The 18,338-nt window shown below is 68.5% G+C and carries 15 protein-coding genes; 11 read left to right on the top strand and 4 right to left on the bottom strand.

All coding sequences use genetic code 11. The features are described from left to right. Positions 1-37: 37 nt before the first annotated feature. From EV137_RS36825 to EV137_RS36810, 4 genes are read left to right on the top strand one after another with little or no spacing between them, the layout of a single operon-like run. Positions 38-700, top strand: a complete 663-nt coding sequence (locus EV137_RS36825; protein ID WP_134132810.1) for a GNAT family N-acetyltransferase — start codon at positions 38-40, stop codon at positions 698-700. Beyond that, entirely contained in the window at positions 693-1,337 is a 645-nt protein-coding gene (locus EV137_RS36820) for a MurR/RpiR family transcriptional regulator (RefSeq protein WP_134011386.1), read from the top strand. Before EV137_RS36825 ends, EV137_RS36820 begins: the two co-directional genes overlap by 8 nt. After that, complete coding sequence (gene menC / locus EV137_RS36815) at positions 1,327-2,457, top strand: o-succinylbenzoate synthase (RefSeq protein ID WP_166680125.1); 1,131 nt, start codon at positions 1,327-1,329, stop codon at positions 2,455-2,457. Before EV137_RS36820 ends, menC begins: the two co-directional genes overlap by 11 nt. Positions 2,458-2,461: 4 nt before the next feature. Next, complete coding sequence (locus EV137_RS36810) at positions 2,462-4,003, top strand: N-acyl-D-amino-acid deacylase family protein (RefSeq protein ID WP_134132809.1); 1,542 nt, start codon at positions 2,462-2,464, stop codon at positions 4,001-4,003. Positions 4,004-4,013: 10 nt separating this feature from the next. Here EV137_RS36810 and EV137_RS36805 read toward each other — a convergent pair whose 3' ends face one another. Then, positions 4,014-4,268, bottom strand: coding sequence for a hypothetical protein (locus tag EV137_RS36805; RefSeq protein WP_134132808.1), 255 nt, complete (start codon positions 4,266-4,268; stop codon positions 4,014-4,016). Positions 4,269-4,317: 49 nt separating this feature from the next. On the opposite strand from EV137_RS36805, the gene dapF reads away from it, so the two are divergent. Together dapF and hflX are read left to right on the top strand one after the other, a co-directional pair. After that, positions 4,318-5,160 carry a diaminopimelate epimerase gene (gene dapF / locus EV137_RS36800; protein WP_134132806.1) on the top strand — a complete coding sequence of 281 codons (843 nt, stop codon included), beginning with the start codon at positions 4,318-4,320 and terminating at the stop codon, positions 5,158-5,160. 84 nt (positions 5,161-5,244) lie between these two features. Next, positions 5,245-6,726 carry a GTPase HflX gene (gene hflX / locus EV137_RS36795; protein ID WP_134011392.1) on the top strand — a complete coding sequence of 494 codons (1,482 nt, stop codon included), beginning with the start codon at positions 5,245-5,247 and terminating at the stop codon, positions 6,724-6,726. A 69-nt stretch (positions 6,727-6,795) separates the two neighbouring features. On the opposite strand, the gene EV137_RS36790 is transcribed toward hflX, so the two are convergent. Further along, positions 6,796-9,186 (bottom strand): immune inhibitor A domain-containing protein, encoded by a 2,391-nt coding sequence (locus EV137_RS36790; protein WP_134011394.1) that lies wholly within the window; start codon positions 9,184-9,186, stop codon positions 6,796-6,798. A 187-nt stretch (positions 9,187-9,373) separates the two neighbouring features. Here EV137_RS36790 and macS point away from each other — a divergent pair, with 187 nt between their 5' ends. From macS to ligD, 5 genes are all read left to right on the top strand, one after another. Next, the gene (gene macS, locus EV137_RS36785) at positions 9,374-10,498 is read left to right on the top strand and encodes a MacS family sensor histidine kinase (protein WP_134132805.1); all 1,125 of its coding nucleotides are present in this window, start codon (positions 9,374-9,376) and stop codon (positions 10,496-10,498) included. Continuing rightward, a complete protein-coding gene (locus EV137_RS36780; RefSeq protein ID WP_238175815.1) occupies positions 10,495-11,133 on the top strand; it encodes a response regulator in 639 nt (212 codons plus the stop codon). Before macS ends, EV137_RS36780 begins: the two co-directional genes overlap by 4 nt. A 207-nt stretch (positions 11,134-11,340) precedes the next feature. Continuing rightward, complete coding sequence (gene secD / locus EV137_RS36775) at positions 11,341-13,641, top strand: protein translocase subunit SecD (RefSeq protein WP_134132803.1); 2,301 nt, start codon at positions 11,341-11,343, stop codon at positions 13,639-13,641. 111 nt (positions 13,642-13,752) lie between these two features. Continuing rightward, positions 13,753-15,750: an ATP-dependent DNA helicase gene (locus tag EV137_RS36770; RefSeq protein ID WP_134011402.1), complete on the top strand. Its 1,998-nt coding sequence runs from the start codon at positions 13,753-13,755 to the stop codon at positions 15,748-15,750. Positions 15,751-15,757: 7 nt separating this feature from the next. After that, the gene (gene ligD / locus EV137_RS36765; RefSeq protein ID WP_134132802.1) at positions 15,758-16,732 is read left to right on the top strand and encodes a non-homologous end-joining DNA ligase; all 975 of its coding nucleotides are present in this window, start codon (positions 15,758-15,760) and stop codon (positions 16,730-16,732) included. Positions 16,733-16,838: 106 nt separating this feature from the next. On the opposite strand, the gene EV137_RS36760 is transcribed toward ligD, so the two are convergent. Both EV137_RS36760 and lexA read right to left on the bottom strand, forming a co-directional pair. Next, positions 16,839-17,348, bottom strand: a complete 510-nt coding sequence (locus tag EV137_RS36760; RefSeq protein WP_134011406.1) for a glutathione peroxidase — start codon at positions 17,346-17,348, stop codon at positions 16,839-16,841. A gap of 48 nt (positions 17,349-17,396) precedes the next feature. Beyond that, positions 17,397-18,215: a transcriptional repressor LexA gene (gene lexA, locus EV137_RS36755; RefSeq protein ID WP_134132801.1), complete on the bottom strand. Its 819-nt coding sequence runs from the start codon at positions 18,213-18,215 to the stop codon at positions 17,397-17,399. Positions 18,216-18,338 lie beyond the last annotated feature (123 nt).

Raw genomic sequence — 18,338 nt, 5'->3', positions numbered from 1 at the left:
TTGACCAGCAATGATTGCGCGGGGATAGGATCAAGATATGAATCGTATCTCTGAGGTGAGCTTTCGCGCGGTCTCGCTCACCACGGCATCCCGGTTCGCCGAGGCCTCGGCGCTGTACCGGGAGGTCTTCGGCTACCTCGACCCGGCGTACGGGCTGAACCCGCGGCTGCTCGGCGCGCTGGCGAGCAACGGCGGCTCGGTGGTCGGCATCCTCGACGAGAGCGACCGGCTGGTCGCGTTCGCGTACGGCTTCTGCGGTACCGACCGGCGCGGGTTCTACCACTACTCGCAGTCGGCCGTGGTGGCTGCCGGGCAGCAGGGCCGCGGTCTCGGCCGGATGCTCAAGCACGCCCAGCGCGAAGTTGCCCTCAGCCACGGTATGTCGCGGATGCGCTGGACCTACGACCCGGCGCAGATCCGCAACGCGCACTTCAACCTCGACGTGCTCGGCGCTCGCGGCCGCTGGTTCGCGCCCGACATGTACGGTCCGGGGACCGATCGTGTGGTCGTCGAGTGGGACCTGACCCGCGACGAGCCCGCCACCCCGGACTCTTTGACCGAGTTGGTCGTGCCGGCCGACCCGGGCGAACTGCGCAGGTCGTTCGAGGAACTGCTCGGCAAGGGACTCGTCGCCGTCTGGTGCCGCCGCCTTCCGGACGGCAACGGCGCCTACTACTTCGGGCCGGCCGACCATGCCTGACGATCCCCACAACCGCGAGCTCGCGAGCCCTCACGAGCGGTACGACGCTCGACTGCAACGCCGATCGTCGACGCTGCTGCAGCGTCGCGTGGTCGAGCAGGAACGCGCCTCGATCGACGAGGCCCTGGACCAGATCCTCACCGACGAGTCGATCGCGCAGGCGGCGGCCCGGATCGTCGCCGCCCGCCGGCGCTTCATCATCGGCTCGGCGAAGTCGTACTCGTACGCGTCGTTGCTGGCGTTCGACCTCGGTGTCGGCCTCTCGCAGGTGACGCTGATCGACGGCACCGTCGTCCGCGGTGTCGACGTCCTGTCCGACGTCCGGTCCAACGACCTGATGGTCGCGTTCTCGTTCCGCCGATACCGCCGCGACACCGTCGAGATCGCCCGGCGGTTCGTCGAGGCCGGTGGTGAGCTCGTCGCCGTCACGGACTTCGAGGACGCGCCGCTGGCGAAACTCGCCGACCAGTGCATCTACGTCGCGACCGGGAGTGCGTCGTACGTCGACTCGCCGACCGTCGTCGCATCGGTGCTGCACGTGCTCGCGACGTTGACCACGGCGAGCTCGAAGGGCGCGCGCCGACGGCTGATGGAGCGGGATCGGTTGAACACGGAGCTGGGGCTGTATGTCAACTGAGCTGAAGATCGTCGCCGCTCGGCTGCATCGGGTGCGGATGCCCTTGGTGCACGAGTTCCAGACCAGCTCGCACCGCAAGACCTACCTCGATCACGTGCTGGTCGAGCTGGAGGACGCGTCGGGCGCGACCGGGTGGGGCGAGATCGCGTCGTCCTCGGATCCGTACTACGCGCCGGAAACGGTCGAATCCTGCTGGCACATCGCCTCGCAGTACCTGCTGCCCGCAGTGCTGGGGCGGCCGTGGACGCACCCTGACCAGCTGGCCAAACTGTGGTCGAAGGTCCGCGGCAACAACTTCGCCAAGGCCGGTGTCGACATGGCCGCCTGGGTTCTGTGGTCCGAGACGCAATCGGTGCCGCTGGCAACCGTCCTGGGTGGTACGCGGACCGAGGTGGTCGCGGGTGTCTCGCTGGGTATCGAGCCGACGATCGACGACCTGCTGACCGAGGTCGAGCGTCAGGTCACTGCCGGGTATCCGCGGGTGAAGTTGAAGATCGCTCCGGGCTGGGACATAGAGCCGGTCCGTGCTGTGCGTACGGCGTACCCCGAGCTTGATCTGCATGTGGACGCGAACGGGATCTACACGGCCGACGACCTGACTGCCGTCCGGAAGCTGGACGAGTTCGGGCTGACGATGATCGAGCAGCCGTTCGCGCCCCGGGATCTGCTCACGCACGCTGCGCTGCAACGCACGATCAGTACGCCGGTTTGTCTCGACGAGAGTGTTGAGACCGTCGACGATCTGGAGACCGCGCTGGCGTTAGAAGCGCTGCAGGTCCTCAATATCAAGGTGTCGCGGATGGGCGGCCTCGGCGCGGCGCGTGCGGCGCACGATCGGGCGCAGCAGGCCGGGATCGCCGTCTGGTGCGGCGGCATGCACGAGTTCGGCATCGGGCGGCTCGCGAACGTCGCCCTGTCCAGTCTCCCCGGATTCACCCTCCCATCGGATGTGTCCGCCTCGGAGAAGTACTACGCCCGGGACCTCGTCGTACCCGCCGTGGTCGCGGTCCAAGGCGTCGTACAGGTGCCCGAGGCGACCGGGCTCGGTCACGCCGTGGACCGCGAACTGATCGCCGCCAACACGGTCGCTCAGCAATCCTTCGGACAAGAACAGGAGTGATTTGATGCGCGTGGCAGTGACCGGCGGCCTGATCGCGGACGGCACCGGTTCCGAACTGGTGCCCGGGACCGTGCTGGTCGAGGGCGAGCGCATCACCGCGGTGCTGCCGCCCGGTGAGCCGGTCGCCGAAGCCGAGGTCATCGATGCCACGGGCAACATTGTGGCACCAGGGTTCGTCGACCTGCACTCCCACGCGGATTTCAGTCTCGGCGCGAGCCCGGCCGCCGAATCGCAGCTCGCCCAGGGCGTCACCACGCTGGTCGGGGGGAACTGCGGCTGGTCGCCGTTCCCGATCACCGACCTCGAGACACTGCGTGCGGGTACGGCGTTCCTCGATCCGAAGCACGACTGGTCCTGGAACGATCTCGCCGGGTTCGCTGCAACCTTGCAACCGGCGGTGAACCTGGCGCTGCAGGTCGGCCACTGCACGCTGCGGATCGCCGCGATGGGGAGCGCGGAACGGCCGCCGTCACCCGAGGAACTCCGGACGATGCAGGACCTGCTGCGCGCGGCCGCCGACCAGGGTGCGGTCGGGTTCTCGACCGGACTGATCTACGCGCCGGGTGCGTACGCATCATCCGAAGAGGTGGCCGCGTTGGTCGCCACCGCTGCCGAATGCGGCCTCATGTACTCGACTCACATCCGCAACGAGGGTGCGGGTTTGCCGGCCGCGTTGGACGAGGCGATCGCGACGGCGCGGGCGGGCGGCGCGCGGCTGGAGATCTCGCACCTGAAGGCCGTTGGCAGATCCAACTACGGTCTGGTCGACATCGCGCTCGAACACCTGGACCAGGTTGACGACGTCGACCTCGGCTGGGACGCCTACCCGTACACCGCCACCAGCACGACACTCACCACCAGGCTCCCGACCTGGGCCCTCGCAGGTGGCGCTCTGCTCGACCGACTCGCCGACCCGGCCGAACGCGCTCGGATCGCCGAAGCCCTCCGCGCCGATGACCTGCTCTCGCCGGACTCCGTCGTGATCGCGTCCCTTCCACCCGGCCGCTACGAGGACAGCCGTGGACTCAGCCTCACCGCCGTCGCGCAGCGCGACGGGGTGGACGCCGCCGAGATCGTGCTTCGCATCCTCGAGTCCCACCAGGCCGCGGTCAGCGTTGTGAACCACGCGATGAGCGAGGACGACGTGACGACCGTCCTCGAACATCCCCGGACGGCGATCGCCAGCGACGGCTGGATCATGGACGCGACCGGCCCGGGACACCCGCATCCCCGCAACTTCGGCACGTTCCCCCGCGTCCTCGGCCACTACACCCGGGACCGCCGCACCCTCACCCTGCCCGAAGCCATCCGTCGAATGACCGCCCTCCCCGCGACCCGCCTCGGCCTCTGCGACCGAGGCATCATCAAACCAGGCGCAATCGCCGACCTGACCGTCCTGGACGCCGACAAGATCGCCGACAAGTCGACGTACGACAACCCTTGGCAACTCTCCGTGGGCATCAACCACGTCCTACTAGCCGGCCAACCAGCCCTCACCAACGCCAAACCAACCGGCCACCGCCCCGGGCGCATCATCGGCCTCTAACGCACGGCGGCTACTTCTTGAAGCGCTTGGGGGCGGTGGGGAGTGGGGGAGGGGCCGTGGGGGTGTCGTCGGCCTCGGTCTCCAGCCAGCCGTCGTACTCGGTCAGCAGGGCGTCCAGGGCGGCGCGGTCAACTTCTTCCAGTACGACGAGCCACGGGTGGTCCTCGTCGTCGTCCTCGCCGTGGAAGCGCCCGCGCCGTACCTCCCCGCCGAGCCGTTCCGCGACCGCGACGGCGTCATCCTGCTCCCAGAAGTACGCGATCATGCCCAAACCGTACGACCATTGATCTCACCGCGGGCCGTAGGCTTTGCGCATGAGTACGTTTCCCTGGTTGAAGGGGCATGGGACCGAGAACGACTTCGTGATCCTGCCCGATCCCGATGGTTCCGTGCACGGCGAGCTGGACGCGTCGGTGGTGCGGTTCCTCTGCGACCGGCACGCGGGCCTCGGCGCCGACGGGGTGCTGCGGGTGATCCAGGGCGACAGGCAGTCGTACGTCGAGGACGGCGGCGACTGGTTCATGGACTACCGGAACGCGGACGGTTCGATCGCGGAGATGTGCGGGAACGGCATCCGGGTCTTCGTGAAGTACCTGGCGGAGGCGGGCCTGATCGACGGCAAGCCGGTCCGGGTCGGCACCCGCGCGGGCGTCAAGGAGGTCGCGCAGAACGACGACGGCACGCTGACCGCCGACATGGGCGAGCCGAAGCTCCCCGACGCGGCCGGGATCGTGGTCGAGGCAAACGGTCACCAGTGGCCCGCTGTTCACGTCGACATGGGCAACCCGCACGCGGTGGCCTTCGTCGACAGCCTGAACGAGCCGGGCAACCTGTGCGATCAGCCCACCTGGTCGCCGGCCGACGCGTTCCCGCACGGGGTGAACGTGGAGTTCGTCGTACGGCGTGGTCCGCGCGACGTCCAGATGCGGGTGCACGAGCGCGGGTCGGGGGAGACGCGGTCGTGCGGTACGGGGACCTGCGCCGTGACCGTGGCGGCCGCGCGGGCAGCCCGTGACGAGCGCCCGGTGACGTACCGCGTCGGCGTACCGGGCGGTGAAGTGAGCGTGACGTGGCGTGCGGACAACCACCTGGAACTGACCGGACCGGCCGTTCTGCACGCTCGCGGCGAGTTCGACCGGGCCTGGTTGCCGGCCTGAACGGGAATCCCAGATCTGCGTGGGACGTTGACTCCTGGTAAACGGGTCGCTTGTACTTGAGGCCCGTGCCACCATGGAAGGTATATGACGACCCATTCACACGCATACGAAGAGACCACCGACGTCGAAACCGACCTGACTCAGGGCGATGACTCCGGCGATTCGTTGACGGGTCACGATGAGTATGACAACGAACTGACCACCGAGGGCCTCGAGCTCGAGGAGCGCCAGGCGCTCCGGCGCGTGGTCGGTATGTCGACCGAGCTGACCGACATCAGCGAGGTCGAGTACCGGAAGCTGCTGCTGGAACGGGTGCTGCTGGTCGGCGTCTGGACCGAGGGCAGCGCCGAAGACGCGGAGAACTCGCTGGCCGAGCTGAAGCTGCTCGCCGAGACCGCCGGTTCCGAGGTACTGGACGGCGTGATCCAGCGGCGGAAGAAGCCCGACCCGGCGACCTTCATCGGTTCCGGCAAGGTGGCCGACCTGCGCAACCTGGTCGCGTCGCTCGGCGCGGACACCGTGATCGCCGACGGCGAGCTGGCGCCCGCGCAGCTGCGCAACCTGGAAGACCGGCTCAAGGTCAAGGTGGTCGACCGGACCGCGCTGATCCTGGACATCTTCGCGCAGCACGCGAAGAGCAAGGAAGGCAAGGCCCAGGTCGAGCTGGCCCAGCTGCAGTACATGAAGCAGCGCCTGCGTGGTTGGGGTGGCAACCTGTCCCGCCAGGCCGGTGGACGCGTCGGCGCGGCCGGCGGCGGTATCGGCGGCCGTGGTCCCGGTGAGACCAAGATCGAGACCGACCGGCGCCGGATCAACACCAAGATCGCGAAGCTCCGCCGGATGCTCAAGAACATGAAGAGCACCCGGTCGACGATGCGCCAGGAGCGTCGCCGCAACCTGGTCCCGTCGGTCGCGATCGCGGGCTACACCAACGCCGGCAAGTCATCGCTGCTCAATCGGATCACGGGCGCGGGTGTGCTGGTCGAGGACGCGCTGTTCGCGACCCTGGACCCGACGACCCGGCGTACGACGACTGCTGACGGCCGCGTGTACACGCTGACCGACACGGTCGGGTTCGTCCGGCACCTGCCGCACGACATCGTCGAGGCGTTCCGTTCGACGCTGGAGGAGGTCGCGGACGCGGACCTGCTGCTGCACGTGGTCGACGGGTCGCACCCCGACCCGCTGGCGCAGATCCAGGCGGTCCGTGAGGTGCTGGCCGAGATCGACGCGAGCGACGTGCCGGAGATCATCGTGATCAACAAGGCCGACGCCGCCGACCCGCTCGCGCTGGCGCCGATCCTGCACCGCGAGCCGGGCGCGATCGTCGTGTCCGCCCGCACCGGCGAAGGCATCGACAAGCTCCGCGAACTGCTCGAGGGCGCCCTGCCGCAGCCGCTCGTGGCGCTCGAGGTCCTGCTGCCGTACGACCGTGGCGACCTGGTCTCCCGGATCCACTCCGAAGGCTCGGTCGAGCAACTCGAACACACCGCCGAAGGCACCCACCTGACCGCCAGGGTCCACCCGGGCCTGGCCGGCGACCTCACGCCGTACGCCATCGCCTGAGTCGCCTGAGTCGCCTGAGCAACGAAACAGCCCCCGAAGTCCGAGGACTTCGGGGGCTGTCTCATGCGGTCACTTGCGCTTCGAGATCTCGATCTTCATCGTGGTGCCGGTCTTGGAAACGACCTTGATGTTGACGCCGTTGTTCGGGACCTTGACGCTGCTCGTCGGCTGGTCCGCGGTCCAGTACGACTTGCTGTCGTTGAAGGTCGGTACGGCGTTCTGCCCGCGGATGTAGCTCGCCTGCCCGTTGATGTGCAGGGTGAACGAGTCCGCCTTCTCGAGGCCGAACGGTGCGTCGTAGCCGCCGACGCGCGGACGCCACAGCTGGCCGTCGATCCGGTTGATCGGGACCGGGTGGCTGTCGACCGGCAGGACCAGGCCCGCACCGGGGTGGGTGTTGGTGTTGTTGTCGCGCTGCGAGGTGTCCCAGTACCAGACCAGCAGACCGTCCTGGTACGGGAAGTGCTCCACCTTGTCGCCCAAGGTGCTCGCCCAGCCGAAGTTGTACGGCCCGGTCTTCAGGTACTGGTCGTGCGACACGTAGTTGATGTTCGAGGCGAGGTAGTAGTTGTCGTACGCCGTCGTGATGGTCGCACCGACCGAGCTGAAGCCGTTCAAGGTCCAGCCTTCCGGCGTGGCCTCGGCACCGGAGTCGACCAGCGTGGTCGAGCCCGACTTCACCTTGATGTCGTCGGCGAAGAACCCGTAGCCACCGGTGTTCGCGTCGGTCGTGTAGCGCAGCTGCAGGCCGATCGTCTTGCCCTGGTACGCGGACAGGTCGAACGTCGCCGGGACCCAGCCGTTGCTCTTGCCGTCGATGCCGTTGCCCTCGGCCGCCTTGGTGATCGAGCCGGCGATCGGCTTGTAGCCGGTGCCGTCGTCGACCTCGACGTACGCGTAGTCGCACGCGTCGGGGCCACAGTCCTCGATGTCCCAGTTCGCCTGGAACGTCAGGGTCGTGGTGCCGGCCGGTACGGCGACCTGCCGGTTCATGGTGTGGGTGAACTCGTCGCCCTCACCGCTCCACCAGGACTTGCTGCCGACCGGAGGCGTCTGCAGCGGCGTGGTCACCAGCTTCTTCGGCAAGGTGACGACCGCGGCCTGCGCCTTGGCCGAGTTGTACTCGTGCGGTCCGAGCTCGAGCGTCCTGTTCTGGCCCGCGTTCACGATCTCGTAGTCGAGCCAGCCGAGCTGCAGCTTGTCCCAGACGCCGAAGTCGGCCGCCTGCTCGCCGATACCGCCGTCAGTCGGCTTGCCGACCCGGCTCTGCGCCATGATCGTCCACCAGTTCACGCCGTTCTCGACCGCGGCACCCGAGGTGTCGTAGTGGTCCGGCAGGCCCAGGTCGTGCCCGTACTCGTGGGCGAAGACGCTGATGCCGCCGTTCTCCGGCTGGATGGTGTAGTCGCCGACGTAGAGGCCGGTGTCGCCGACCTGAGCACCGCCGGCCGGGTTGTTGGACGGGCCGCCCGGGAAGCCGGCGTACCAACGGTGCGACCAGATCGCGTCCTCACCCTGCTGCGGGTCGCCGTCGGCCTGGTCGCCACCGGCGTGCACGATCTGGAAGTGGTCGATGTAGCCGTCCGGCTCGTTGAAGTTGCCGTCACCGTCGAAGTCGTAACGGTCCCACTGGTCGAACGTCTTCAGGTCCGCGGTGATCTGCGCCGTGGTCCGCCCGGCCGCCTTCTGGTCGGCGACCCACTGGTTGACCGCGTCCTGGATCAGGTTCCAGGTGTTGCTGCAGACGTTGCCGGTGCACGGGTAGCCGTTCGAGCGGCCGTACCGGGCCTCGTTGTACTTGACCTTCACCCAGTCGGTGACCTCGCCGGACACCGAGTACCGGCCCGACGACTGCTTCTCGTAGTACTTCTTCACCGAGTTGCCGTTGCCGAAGTACAGGTCCTGGAAGTGCTGCCGGTTGTAGTCGGCCTGCCAGACGGTGGAGTTGTCGACCGAGCGGTCCGGCTCCGGGATCGCGTTGTGCAACGGTCCCTCGAAGGTGGCCGGGCCGGGGATGTTCGGTGCCTGGTCCTTGTCCGGGTAGTTCGGGTGCCGCTCGTTGCCGAACTCGGCCAGTACGACGAAGATCCGGTCGGTCTTCTCCCGGGAGAGCTCGACGTACTGGTCGACGCGGCCCGTGGCGGTCTTCACAGCCTTGGCGCCGAGGACGCCCTTCGTACCGGCCGCCTTGGTGCCGAGCTTGACGACCGTGCTGCCGTTGCGCTTTTCAGGCTTGGCCTGGCCGTTGATGACCTTGGTGAGCGCCTCCTGCCGCAGCTCGCGGCGCTTGTCCTCGAGCGGGCTGGGCAGCTCGTCGGATGCTGGTGCGGCCTCACTTGCGATCGGCGCCGACCCTTGCTTGGACGGTGTGGCGGCGTTCCCGGCCGTGGCTGCGGCGATGCCGAGCCCGGTCGTCGCCGCCAAAGCCAGGCTGAACAGCCCAGCGGGTAGCTTGCGCACGATTCCCCTCCGTGTCTGATAACGCAGTGTGTTCGTAGCTCCCCCGAGCGTGTTTTGCGCGAGAGTACGGGGAAATGAGCGTCAGCTGAAGTGGAACTGAGGAATTCCTGTGAACGAGCGGGGAAACCTGCACTCTGAGTAGAAGGGCTCACGCATTCCACCCCTGGCGCTTGGCAGACTGTTCCGCGTGGAGCGCGAGACAGTCGACCTGCTGCAGCCGCTGTGGCGTGCGCTGGTCGTGTTCCGCCTGCTGACCTGGGCGTTCGCGTGCTTCGGCGTGTGGACGCGTTGGGACGGTATCGTCCGCCCGTACGGCGCGGTGCTCCAGCTGGCCGTGATGGGGGTCTGGACGCTGATCTCGTCGTACGGCTACAGCCGCCGCTGGGGCCGCCGCAACACGCGGCTCGCGTTCGCGGACCTGATCGTCACCGTCGGCTGCATGTTCGCGACCTTGTGGGCGCAACCGCTGCTCGACATCCGCGCCGGCGCCTCTGTCCTGACCTCGGTGTGGGCGGCCGGGCCGGTCCTCGCGCTCGCCATCTCGCGCGGCCGCGACGGCGGCCTGCTCGGCGCCGCCACGATCAGCCTGGCACTGCTGTCGCTGCGGGGCGTCGAGCACGCCTCGAAGATCCTCAGCAACGTCCAACTGCTGCTGGTGGCTGGTCTGGTCGTCGGGTACGCCGCCTCGACCCTGCGGCAGGCGGGCGTTCGGCTGCGCGAGGCGATCGCCGCGGAGAGCGCGACCGCCGAGCGGCTGCGGCTCAGTCGCTCGATTCACGACGGCGTACTGCAGGTCCTGGCCCAGGTGCAGCGGCGCGGTACGGCGATCGGCGGCGAAGCGACCGAACTGGCGCAGCTGGCCGCCGAACAGGAAGTTGCCCTCCGCACCTTGATGTCCACCCGCCTGACCGTTGCGTCGGGCGATCGCGTTGATCTGTGTGGACTGTTGTTGCCGCTGGCCACGACCCGGATCGACGTCGTCGTACCGGCCACGCAGGTCCCGCTGCCTGCCGCCACGGCCGAGGAACTGGTTGCCGCGGTCAAAGAAGCGCTGAGCAACGTCGCGAAGCACGCCGGCCCCGACGCCCGGTCCTGGGTGGTGGTCGAGGACCTCGGCGAGGAAGTCGGGGTGTCGATCCGCGACGACGGAGTCGGTACGACGCCCGCGCGCCTCGAGCAGGCCCGCGTGAACGGGCACCTGGGCGTCAGCCAGTCCATCCGCGGCCGGATCGCCGACCTGGGCGGCACCGTCACCGTCCGGACCGCCCCCGGCGAAGGAACCGAGTGGGAGCTGAAGGTGGAGGTTTCGTGACGCGAATCATGATCGTCGACGATCATCCGATGTGGCGGGAGGGTGTGGCGCGCGACCTCGGGAGCCGTGGGTACGACGTCTGCGCGACTGCCTCGGACGTCGCGAGCGCGGTGAAGATCGCACTCGCGACCCGCCCGGACGTGGTGGTGATGGACCTGCAACTCGGCGACGGCTCGGGGGTGGACGCGACCCGCGAGATCACCACGGCCCTCCCCGACGCGCGCGTCCTGGTGCTGTCGGCCAGCGCCGAGCAGGACGACGTACTCGCAGCGGTCAAGAACGGCGCATCCGGGTATCTGGTGAAGTCGGCGTCCCTGGACGAGTTCGACGAGGCAGTACGCCGTACCGCCGAGGGCGACGCGATCTTCAGCGCCGGCCTGGCCGGACTGCTGCTGGGGGAGTACCGCCGCCTGGGCGAGACCGGCCCCGAGGTCCCGCACCTCACCGACCGCGAAACCGAGGTACTGCGCCTGGTCGCCCGCGGCCTCACCGCCAAACAGATCGCCACCCGCCTCGTCCTCTCGCACCGCACAGTCGAGAACCACGTCCAGAACACCCTCCGCAAACTCCAACTCCACAACCGAGCCGAACTCGTCCGCTACGCCATAGAAAACGGCCTCGACGCGCCCGAGTGATTCGATCGGCAGCTCGACAGGAGGTGTCCCGAAGTAAGGGCCGATCGTCGCCCCAGCCAAGCGTGAAGATGCTCCGGCCGCGCCGACACCTCCTGTCGAGCTGCAGATCCGTCGCTTGATGGCGTTCGTACACTGGGCGTTCCACATCTGCGTGGATGCTCTCTGTCATGACACCTGTACTGCGGGTGCCTATCTCCGGAGGATTCGGTGAACCGGTCGTCCCTTGTCCGTGCACTTCTCGCCTTCCTGATCCTGGCGGCGTCGACGTACGTCACGCTGACGGCGAAACCACAGCTCGGTCTCGACCTGCGCGGCGGAACGCAGATCGTCCTCCAGGCGAAGGACTCGCCGACGGTCAAGGCGACCAAGGAGACCACTGACAAGGCCACCCAGGTTTTGCACCGGCGGATCGACGCGCTCGGCGTCAGCGAGCCGAACGTCACCCGCCAGGGCGAGAACCGGATCATCGTCGAGCTGCCCGGCGTCCAGGACCCGCGCGAGGCCGCCAAGGTGATCGGCAAGACCGCACAGCTCACGTTCCACGAGGTGCTCGACCAGGTCGCGGCCAAGCCGGCCAAGCCCGCGGCGGGGGAGACCTACCTGCCGCCCGAGGGCGGCCAGGGCCTCCTGCGGCTCGCCAAACCCGCGATGACCGGCGAACTGGTCAGCGGCGCCGAGGGCCGGCTCGACCCGCAGCAGGTCGCGCAGGGCTGGTTCGTCGAGATGAACTTCAAGGGCGACGGCGGCAAGATCTGGGCGAACATCACCGGCAAGGCCGCCTGCAACCCGGTCGGCACCCCGCAGCGGCTGATCGCGATCGTCCTCGACAACGAGGTCATCAGCTCGCCGCAGGTGGACCCGAACGGCGGCAACCAGCTCTGCAAGATCGGCATCGCCGGCGGCAGCACCACGATCTCCGGCTCCTTCACCGAGGCGGGCGCGAAGGACCTGGCCGCGCTGATCTCCGGTGGCGCTCTGCCCGTGCCGGTCGAGGTGATCGACCAGCGCACGGTCGGGCCGTCGCTCGGCCAGGACGCGATCCAGGCCAGCGCGCTCGCCGCAATCATCGGCCTCGCGCTGACAGCGCTCTTCATCATCGTGGTCTACCGCCTCGTCGGCCTGATGGCGGTCATCGGTCTGGTCGGGTACGCCGCGATGTCGTACGCCGCACTCACCGCGCTCGGAGCCACCCTCACCCTGCCCGGCCTGGCCGGATTCGTGCTCGCGATCGGGATGGCGGTCGACGCGAACGTCCTGGTGTTCGAGCGCGCCCGCGAGGACTTCATCGCCGGCCGCACCGACGGCCTGCGCAGATCGCTGCGCAGTGGCTTCCAGAACGCGCTGTCCGCGATCGCCGACTCCAACATCACCACGCTCCTGGCGGCCGGCCTGCTGTTCGTCCTGGCCGCGGGTCCCGTCCGCGGGTTCGGCGTCACGCTCTCGATCGGTGTGATCGCGTCGATGCTGTCGGCCCTCGTGGTGACCCGCGTTCTCGCCGAGTTCGTCGTGTCGCGTGGATTCGTCCTGCGCCGCCCGGGCCTGAGCGGGATCGCCGGCCACGGCCGGGTCCGGACCTGGCTGGAAGCCCGGCAGCCGGCACTGATGAAGCACAGCCGCCGTTGGCTCGTCATCACCGCCGTCGCGATCATCGTGAGCGTCGCGGGCGTCGCCGTCCGCGGCCTGAACCTCGGCATCGAGTTCACCGGCGGCCGGCTGATCGAGGTCAGTACGGCGCAACGCATCACGCCGGACCAGGCGCGCGCCGCCGTCGCCGAGGCCGGGTACCCGACCGCGGTCGTGCAGGCGTCCGGGACCGACGACATCACCGTGCGGACCGGCACGATCAGCGACGACGAAGCAGTGAAGATCAAGGAGTCGCTGGCCCGGATCGGCGGCGACGCCGAGGTGATCCGCAACGAGAGCATCGGGCCGTCGCTCGGTGAGGAGCTGCGGAACAAGGGCCTGATCGCCCTCGGCATCGCCCTGCTCGCCCAGTTGGCGTACCTGGCCGCGCGGTTCCGCTGGACGTTCGGCGCCGGCGCTGTTCTCGCGCTGCTGCAGAACGTCGCGGTCGTGGTCGGTGTGTTCGCCTGGACCGGGAGGCCGATCGACGGCATCTTCCTGGCCGCGATCCTGACCGTCATCGGCTACACGGTGAACGACTCGGTGGTCGTCTTCGACCGGATCCGCGAGACCCGCAGCGCCCGGGCCACCGACAACCTCGGCACGACGATCGACACCGCGATCGTGAACGTCCTGCCACGAACCATCAACACCGGTATCTCGACCCTGTTCATCCTCGCCGCGCTGCTGTTCCTCGGCGGCGACTCCCTCGCCGACTTCTCCCTGGCACTGCTCCTGGGCATCGTCGTCGGCACCTACTCCTCTAACCTCACCGCAGCACCTTTACTCCTGGAACTCGAACGCCGCTACCCGGCCCCTCCACCCCGACCCAAGCGCACCCAGGTAGACCGCGACGCCCAGCCCGACCGAGGCGCCGTCGTCTAGCTTGCGCGGCTGGCAGGTTGTTGTGCCGCCGGCGGGTTGCAGCAGGCGCAAGGTCGGTTATCCACAGCGGTGCCTGTTGGAGCGGAATCTGTCCGGGGTGCGGGCTAGGGTATGGCGGTGGGTGTTGATGTGCGGGATCTGCTGGAAGCTGCCGTGGCCGGGATCGCCGGTCAGACACGGCCGGGGCAGGTGGAGATGGCGCAGGCCGTCGACACCGCGATGCACGACGGATCGCATCTGCTCGTCCAAGCAGGAACCGGCACCGGCAAGTCCCTCGGGTACCTCGTGCCCGCACTGCTGCACGCCATCGAGGACCGTCGCGTCGTCGTGTCGACGGCGACCCTCGCGCTGCAGTCCCAGCTCGTCGACCGCGACGTGCCGGCGTTGCTCGACGCGACCGAGAAGCTCCTGCCGCGCAGACCGGCGTACGCGATCCAGAAGGGGCGGAACAACTACGCCTGCCTGCACCGGATCCGGGAGGGCGCGCCGGACGACGACGGCATGCTCGTCGACGTGCCGCCGTCGGGGGAGATCGGCCGTCAGGTCGTCGAGCTCCGCGACTGGGCCGAGCAGCAGCTCGCCGACGGCGAGGCCGGCGATCGGGACCATGCCCCGTCACACCAGTACCAGGCCTGGCAGCAGGTCGCGATCAGCGCGCGCGAGTGCCTCGGCGCGCAGAAGTGCCCGTACGGCGAGGAGTGCTTCGCCGAGAAGGCCAAGGAGCACGCCCGTAAGGCCGATATCGTCATCACCAACCACGCCCTGCTCTCGATCGACGCCTTCGAGAACCGGACCGTCCTGCCCGAGCACGACGTCGTCATCGTGGACGAGGCGCACGAACTGCCCGCCCGGGTCACCGGTGCGGCCGGCGACGAGCTGTCCCCGCAGATGGTCGAGCGCGCCGCCAAACGCGGCCGCCGGTTCGTCGACGACGACAAGGCCGACGACCTGATCGACGCCTCCGACGCGCTCCGGGCCGCGCTCGACGGCACCCGCGAGGGCCGGATCGAGGCCTCCAACGCGCCGGTCCTGGAGGCCGCCGCCCTGGTCCGCGACGCGGCCCGCGCCATGTACTCCGACCTGAACAAGAAGTCGGACGACAAGGACGACGACCCGGACGGCGCCAAGCGGCAGTCCAAGGGCGCGGTCAAGGAGATCTTCGACGTCGCCGAGCGGGTCGCCGCGCTGAGCGACGCCGACGTGGTCTGGATGATCGACCGCGACCGCTTCGGCCGCGAGCTCCGGATCGCCCCGCTCACCGTCGCCGGCCTGCTCCGCGAACTGGTTCTCCGCGACCGTACGGCGGTGCTCACCTCCGCGACGCTGACACTCGGCGGTGACTTCGACGCGATCGCCCGCCAGGTCGGCCTGCGGCCGTCCGACAAGCTCGCGGACGACGAAGAGATGCCCGAGCTGGACGACTCCTCCGAGACCGCTCCACTGCCGTGGCGCGGTCTCGACGTCGGCTCCCCGTTCGAGTACGAGAAGCAGGCGATCCTGTACGTCGCCAAGCACCTCCCGCCGCCGCACCGCGACGGACTGGGCAAGAAGCAGTTCGAGGAGATCATCGACCTGGTCACCGCGGCCGGCGGACGGACCCTCGGCCTGTTCTCGTCCCGCCGTGCGGCCGAGGCGGCGACCGCCGCGGTCCGCGAGGCCACCGACCTCAAGGTGCTCTGCCAGGGCGACGCGCAACTCGGCGAGCTGGCCCGTGAGTTCGTCGAGGATCCCGAGACGTCACTGTTCGGCACACTGTCGCTGTGGCAGGGAATCGACGTGCCGGGGTCGACCTGCAACCTGGTGATCATCGACCGGATCCCGTTCCCGCGCCCGGACGAGCCGCTGATGGCGGCGCGCCAGCGTGCTGTCGACGAGGCGGGCGGCAACGGGTTCATGTCCGTGGCCGCGACGCACGCCGGACTGCTGCTCGCGCAGGGCACCGGCCGGCTGATCCGCCGCAGCTCGGACCGCGGCGTCGTCGCGATCCTCGACCCCCGCATCGTCACCCAGCGGTACGGCGCGTTCCTGCGCGCCTCCTTGCCCCCGATGTGGCCGACCGCCGATCGTGAGAAGGTGCTCGGCGCGCTGAAGCGGTTGCAGACCACATGAGCCAGTCATGAGTCCGGTGACCGGTCCGCCGGTGCTGCCGATGATGGCGGCGCTGGGGCAGATGCCGTCCGGAGCGGGCTGGTCGTACGAGATGAAGTGGGACGGTATCCGCGTCATCGCCGAGGTCGACGACGGGGTCTGCCGGCTGTGGTCGCGGAACAGCCACGACGTGTCCGGCGGTTACCCCGAGCTGATCGGCCTGGCGGAGGCGCCGGGGTTGCGGCTGCCCGCCGTACTGGACGGTGAGATCGTCACGCTGGACGAGAACGGGGCACCGTCCTTCGGCCTGCTGCAGCGGCGGATGCATGTCCGCGACCCTCGCCAGCTCCGGCACCTGATCACCGAGGTGCCGGTGTCCGTGCGGCTGTTCGACCTGCTCCGCTTCGACGGCGAGTGGTTGCTAGAGGCAACGTACGACGATCGTCGCGGGCTGCTCGAGTCGCTGGACATCGGCGACCCGTTCTGGGAGGTGCCGCCGGCACTGCTGGACAGCGAACAGGCCCTCGAACAGTCTGCTGCGCAAGGGCTCGAAGGCGTGGTGGCGAAGCGGCGCAAGTCGCGGTACCTGCCGGGCCGGCGCAGCGCCGACTGGATCAAGATCAAGCCGGTGCAGACCAGAGACGTCGTGCTGTGCGGCTGGCATCCGGGGGAGGGGAACCGGGAGGGGAAGATCGGCTCCTTCTACTGTGGCGCGTACGCCGGAGACGAGCTGGTGCTGATCGGCAAGGTCGGCTCCGGACTCGACTTCGCGACACTGGACCTGCTGAGCGCCGAGTTGACCGGTCTGGAGATCGACCGGCCGGCGTTCGACGCGTCGGGCATCCCGATGACGGACCGGCGCCGCGCGCACTGGCTCGACCCGGCGCTGGTCGCCGAAGTCACCTACTCCGGCTGGGGCGGCGACGGCCGGCTGCGGCATCCGGTATGGCGCGGTTTACGCCTCGACATCAACCCGGAATCGGTCCTCGTGGAGCGCCCCTGAATGTATTGGAGACCTGCGGCCGCGGACCGAATTGTTCGAAATGCGGAGAATGGTTCTGCGGCGCTGAGACATTCTCTGTTCAACTGTCGCAGAAAATGACCGAATTTCAGTCGTTCGTTTCCCGGGACGGCGCCGGCACCGCCAGTGCGGCCTCGATCTTGTCGACCAGCTTCTCGGGTGAGTGAGTCGGCGCGTAGCGCGCGATCACCCCGCCGTCGCGACCGAGCAGGAACTTGGTGAAGTTCCACTTGATCCGGCCGCCGAGCAGGCCGCCCTGCTCGCGTTTCAGCCAGTTGTACAACGGGATCGTCCGCGACCCGTTGACGTCGACCTTGGCGAACATCGGGAACGTGACGTGGTAGATCGTCGAGCAGAAGTTCGCGATCTCGTTCTCGTCGCCAGGCTCCTGGTGGCCGAACTGGTCGCAGGGAAAACCGAGCACCGAGAAGCCCTGCCGACGGTACGTCTTGTAGAGCTTCTGCAGACCCGTGTACTGCGGGGTCTGGGCACACTGCGAGGCCGTGTTCACCACCAGGAGCACCTGGTCGCGGAAATCGGCAAGAGACTGTTCATTGCCTTCGATCCGCGTGGCGCTGAAGTCATAGACAGTCGTCATAGCTCAATGCTGACACGACACGCCCGACTTCGCTCGCCGTCCGATATGTCAGACTCGGCGCAGAACTGTTACGACCTTTCCGAGAATGACCGCGTCCTTGCCGTCGATCGGCTCGAAAGCGGGGTTGTGTGGTAGCAGCAGGATCTCGGTCTTGGTCTTCTTGAACCGCTTCACGGTGGCCTCGCCGTCGATCATCGCGGCCACGATGTCGCCGTTCTCCGCGGTCTGCTCCTGCCGCACGACCACCCAGTCGCCGTCGCAGATGGCCGCGTCGATCATCGACTCGCCCTTGACCTTCAGCATGAACAGCGTGCCCTCGCCGACCATTGCCTTGGGCAACGGGAAGACCTCTTCGATGTCCTGCTCGGCGAGGATCGGGTTACCGGCGGCGATCTGGCCGACCACCGGCACGTACACCGCGTCCGGATGCGCGTCGCCGGCCCCGGTCTCGTCGTACGTCGTCTGCCGCACCGAGCCGACCGCCGACCGCCGGGCCGCCGCGTCCAGCTCGCCGGGGTAGCGGACCTCGATCGCCCGCGGCCGGTTCGGGTCGCGGCGGAGGAGGCCCTTCTGCTCGAGCACTCGCAGCTGGTGCGACACCGAGGAGGAGCTGGTCAGGCCGACCCGCTCACCGATCTCGCGCATCGACGGCGGGTAGCCGCGGCTGTCCACCGAGTCGCGGATCACGTCCAGCACGCGGCGCTGGCGCGGCGTCAGCCCGGTGGCGTCCGCCGGTCCGTCCGGCAGCTCCGCGACGGTCCGGTCCGCCTTGCCCGCACCCTTGTCCGCGCCAGTGCGCGCGGGCCCTTGCTGTCCCGCCCCACCGCCCCGGTCATCTTTGCTGGAACCGCTCGGCGTCCTGGCCATCGGTGGTAGCTCCTCGGGTCGGGCCGGCGATCGTCCCACCGGCCGAAACTTGCTCGACTGAGATGACCGTAGACCGAATCCTGAGATTCTTCAAACATCTGTTCGAAGGCGTGTCGGTTCGCA

This window comes from Kribbella pratensis (assembly GCF_004366075.1).
In the GTDB taxonomy this organism is placed as follows: Bacteria; Actinomycetota; Actinomycetes; order Propionibacteriales; family Kribbellaceae; genus Kribbella; species Kribbella pratensis.
This window is presented reverse-complemented; position numbering and strand designations above follow the sequence as displayed.

Excerpts from the sequence above, each read along its gene's own strand:
- EV137_RS36825 (WP_134132810.1), top strand. The coding sequence starts at position 38 with ATGAATCGTATCTCTGAGGTGAGCTTTCGCGCGGTCTCGCTCACCACG.
- EV137_RS36820 (WP_134011386.1), top strand. The coding sequence starts at position 693 with ATGCCTGACGATCCCCACAACCGCGAGCTCGCGAGCCCTCACGAGCGG.
- menC (WP_166680125.1), top strand. The coding sequence starts at position 1,327 with ATGTCAACTGAGCTGAAGATCGTCGCCGCTCGGCTGCATCGGGTGCGG.
- EV137_RS36810 (WP_134132809.1), top strand. The coding sequence starts at position 2,462 with ATGCGCGTGGCAGTGACCGGCGGCCTGATCGCGGACGGCACCGGTTCC.
- EV137_RS36805 (WP_134132808.1), bottom strand. The coding sequence starts at position 4,268 with ATGATCGCGTACTTCTGGGAGCAGGATGACGCCGTCGCGGTCGCGGAA.
- dapF (WP_134132806.1), top strand. The coding sequence starts at position 4,318 with ATGAGTACGTTTCCCTGGTTGAAGGGGCATGGGACCGAGAACGACTTC.
- hflX (WP_134011392.1), top strand. The coding sequence starts at position 5,245 with ATGACGACCCATTCACACGCATACGAAGAGACCACCGACGTCGAAACC.
- EV137_RS36770 (WP_134011402.1), top strand. The coding sequence starts at position 13,753 with ATGGCGGTGGGTGTTGATGTGCGGGATCTGCTGGAAGCTGCCGTGGCC.
- ligD (WP_134132802.1), top strand. The coding sequence starts at position 15,758 with ATGAGTCCGGTGACCGGTCCGCCGGTGCTGCCGATGATGGCGGCGCTG.
- EV137_RS36760 (WP_134011406.1), bottom strand. The coding sequence starts at position 17,348 with ATGACGACTGTCTATGACTTCAGCGCCACGCGGATCGAAGGCAATGAA.
- lexA (WP_134132801.1), bottom strand. The coding sequence starts at position 18,215 with ATGGCCAGGACGCCGAGCGGTTCCAGCAAAGATGACCGGGGCGGTGGG.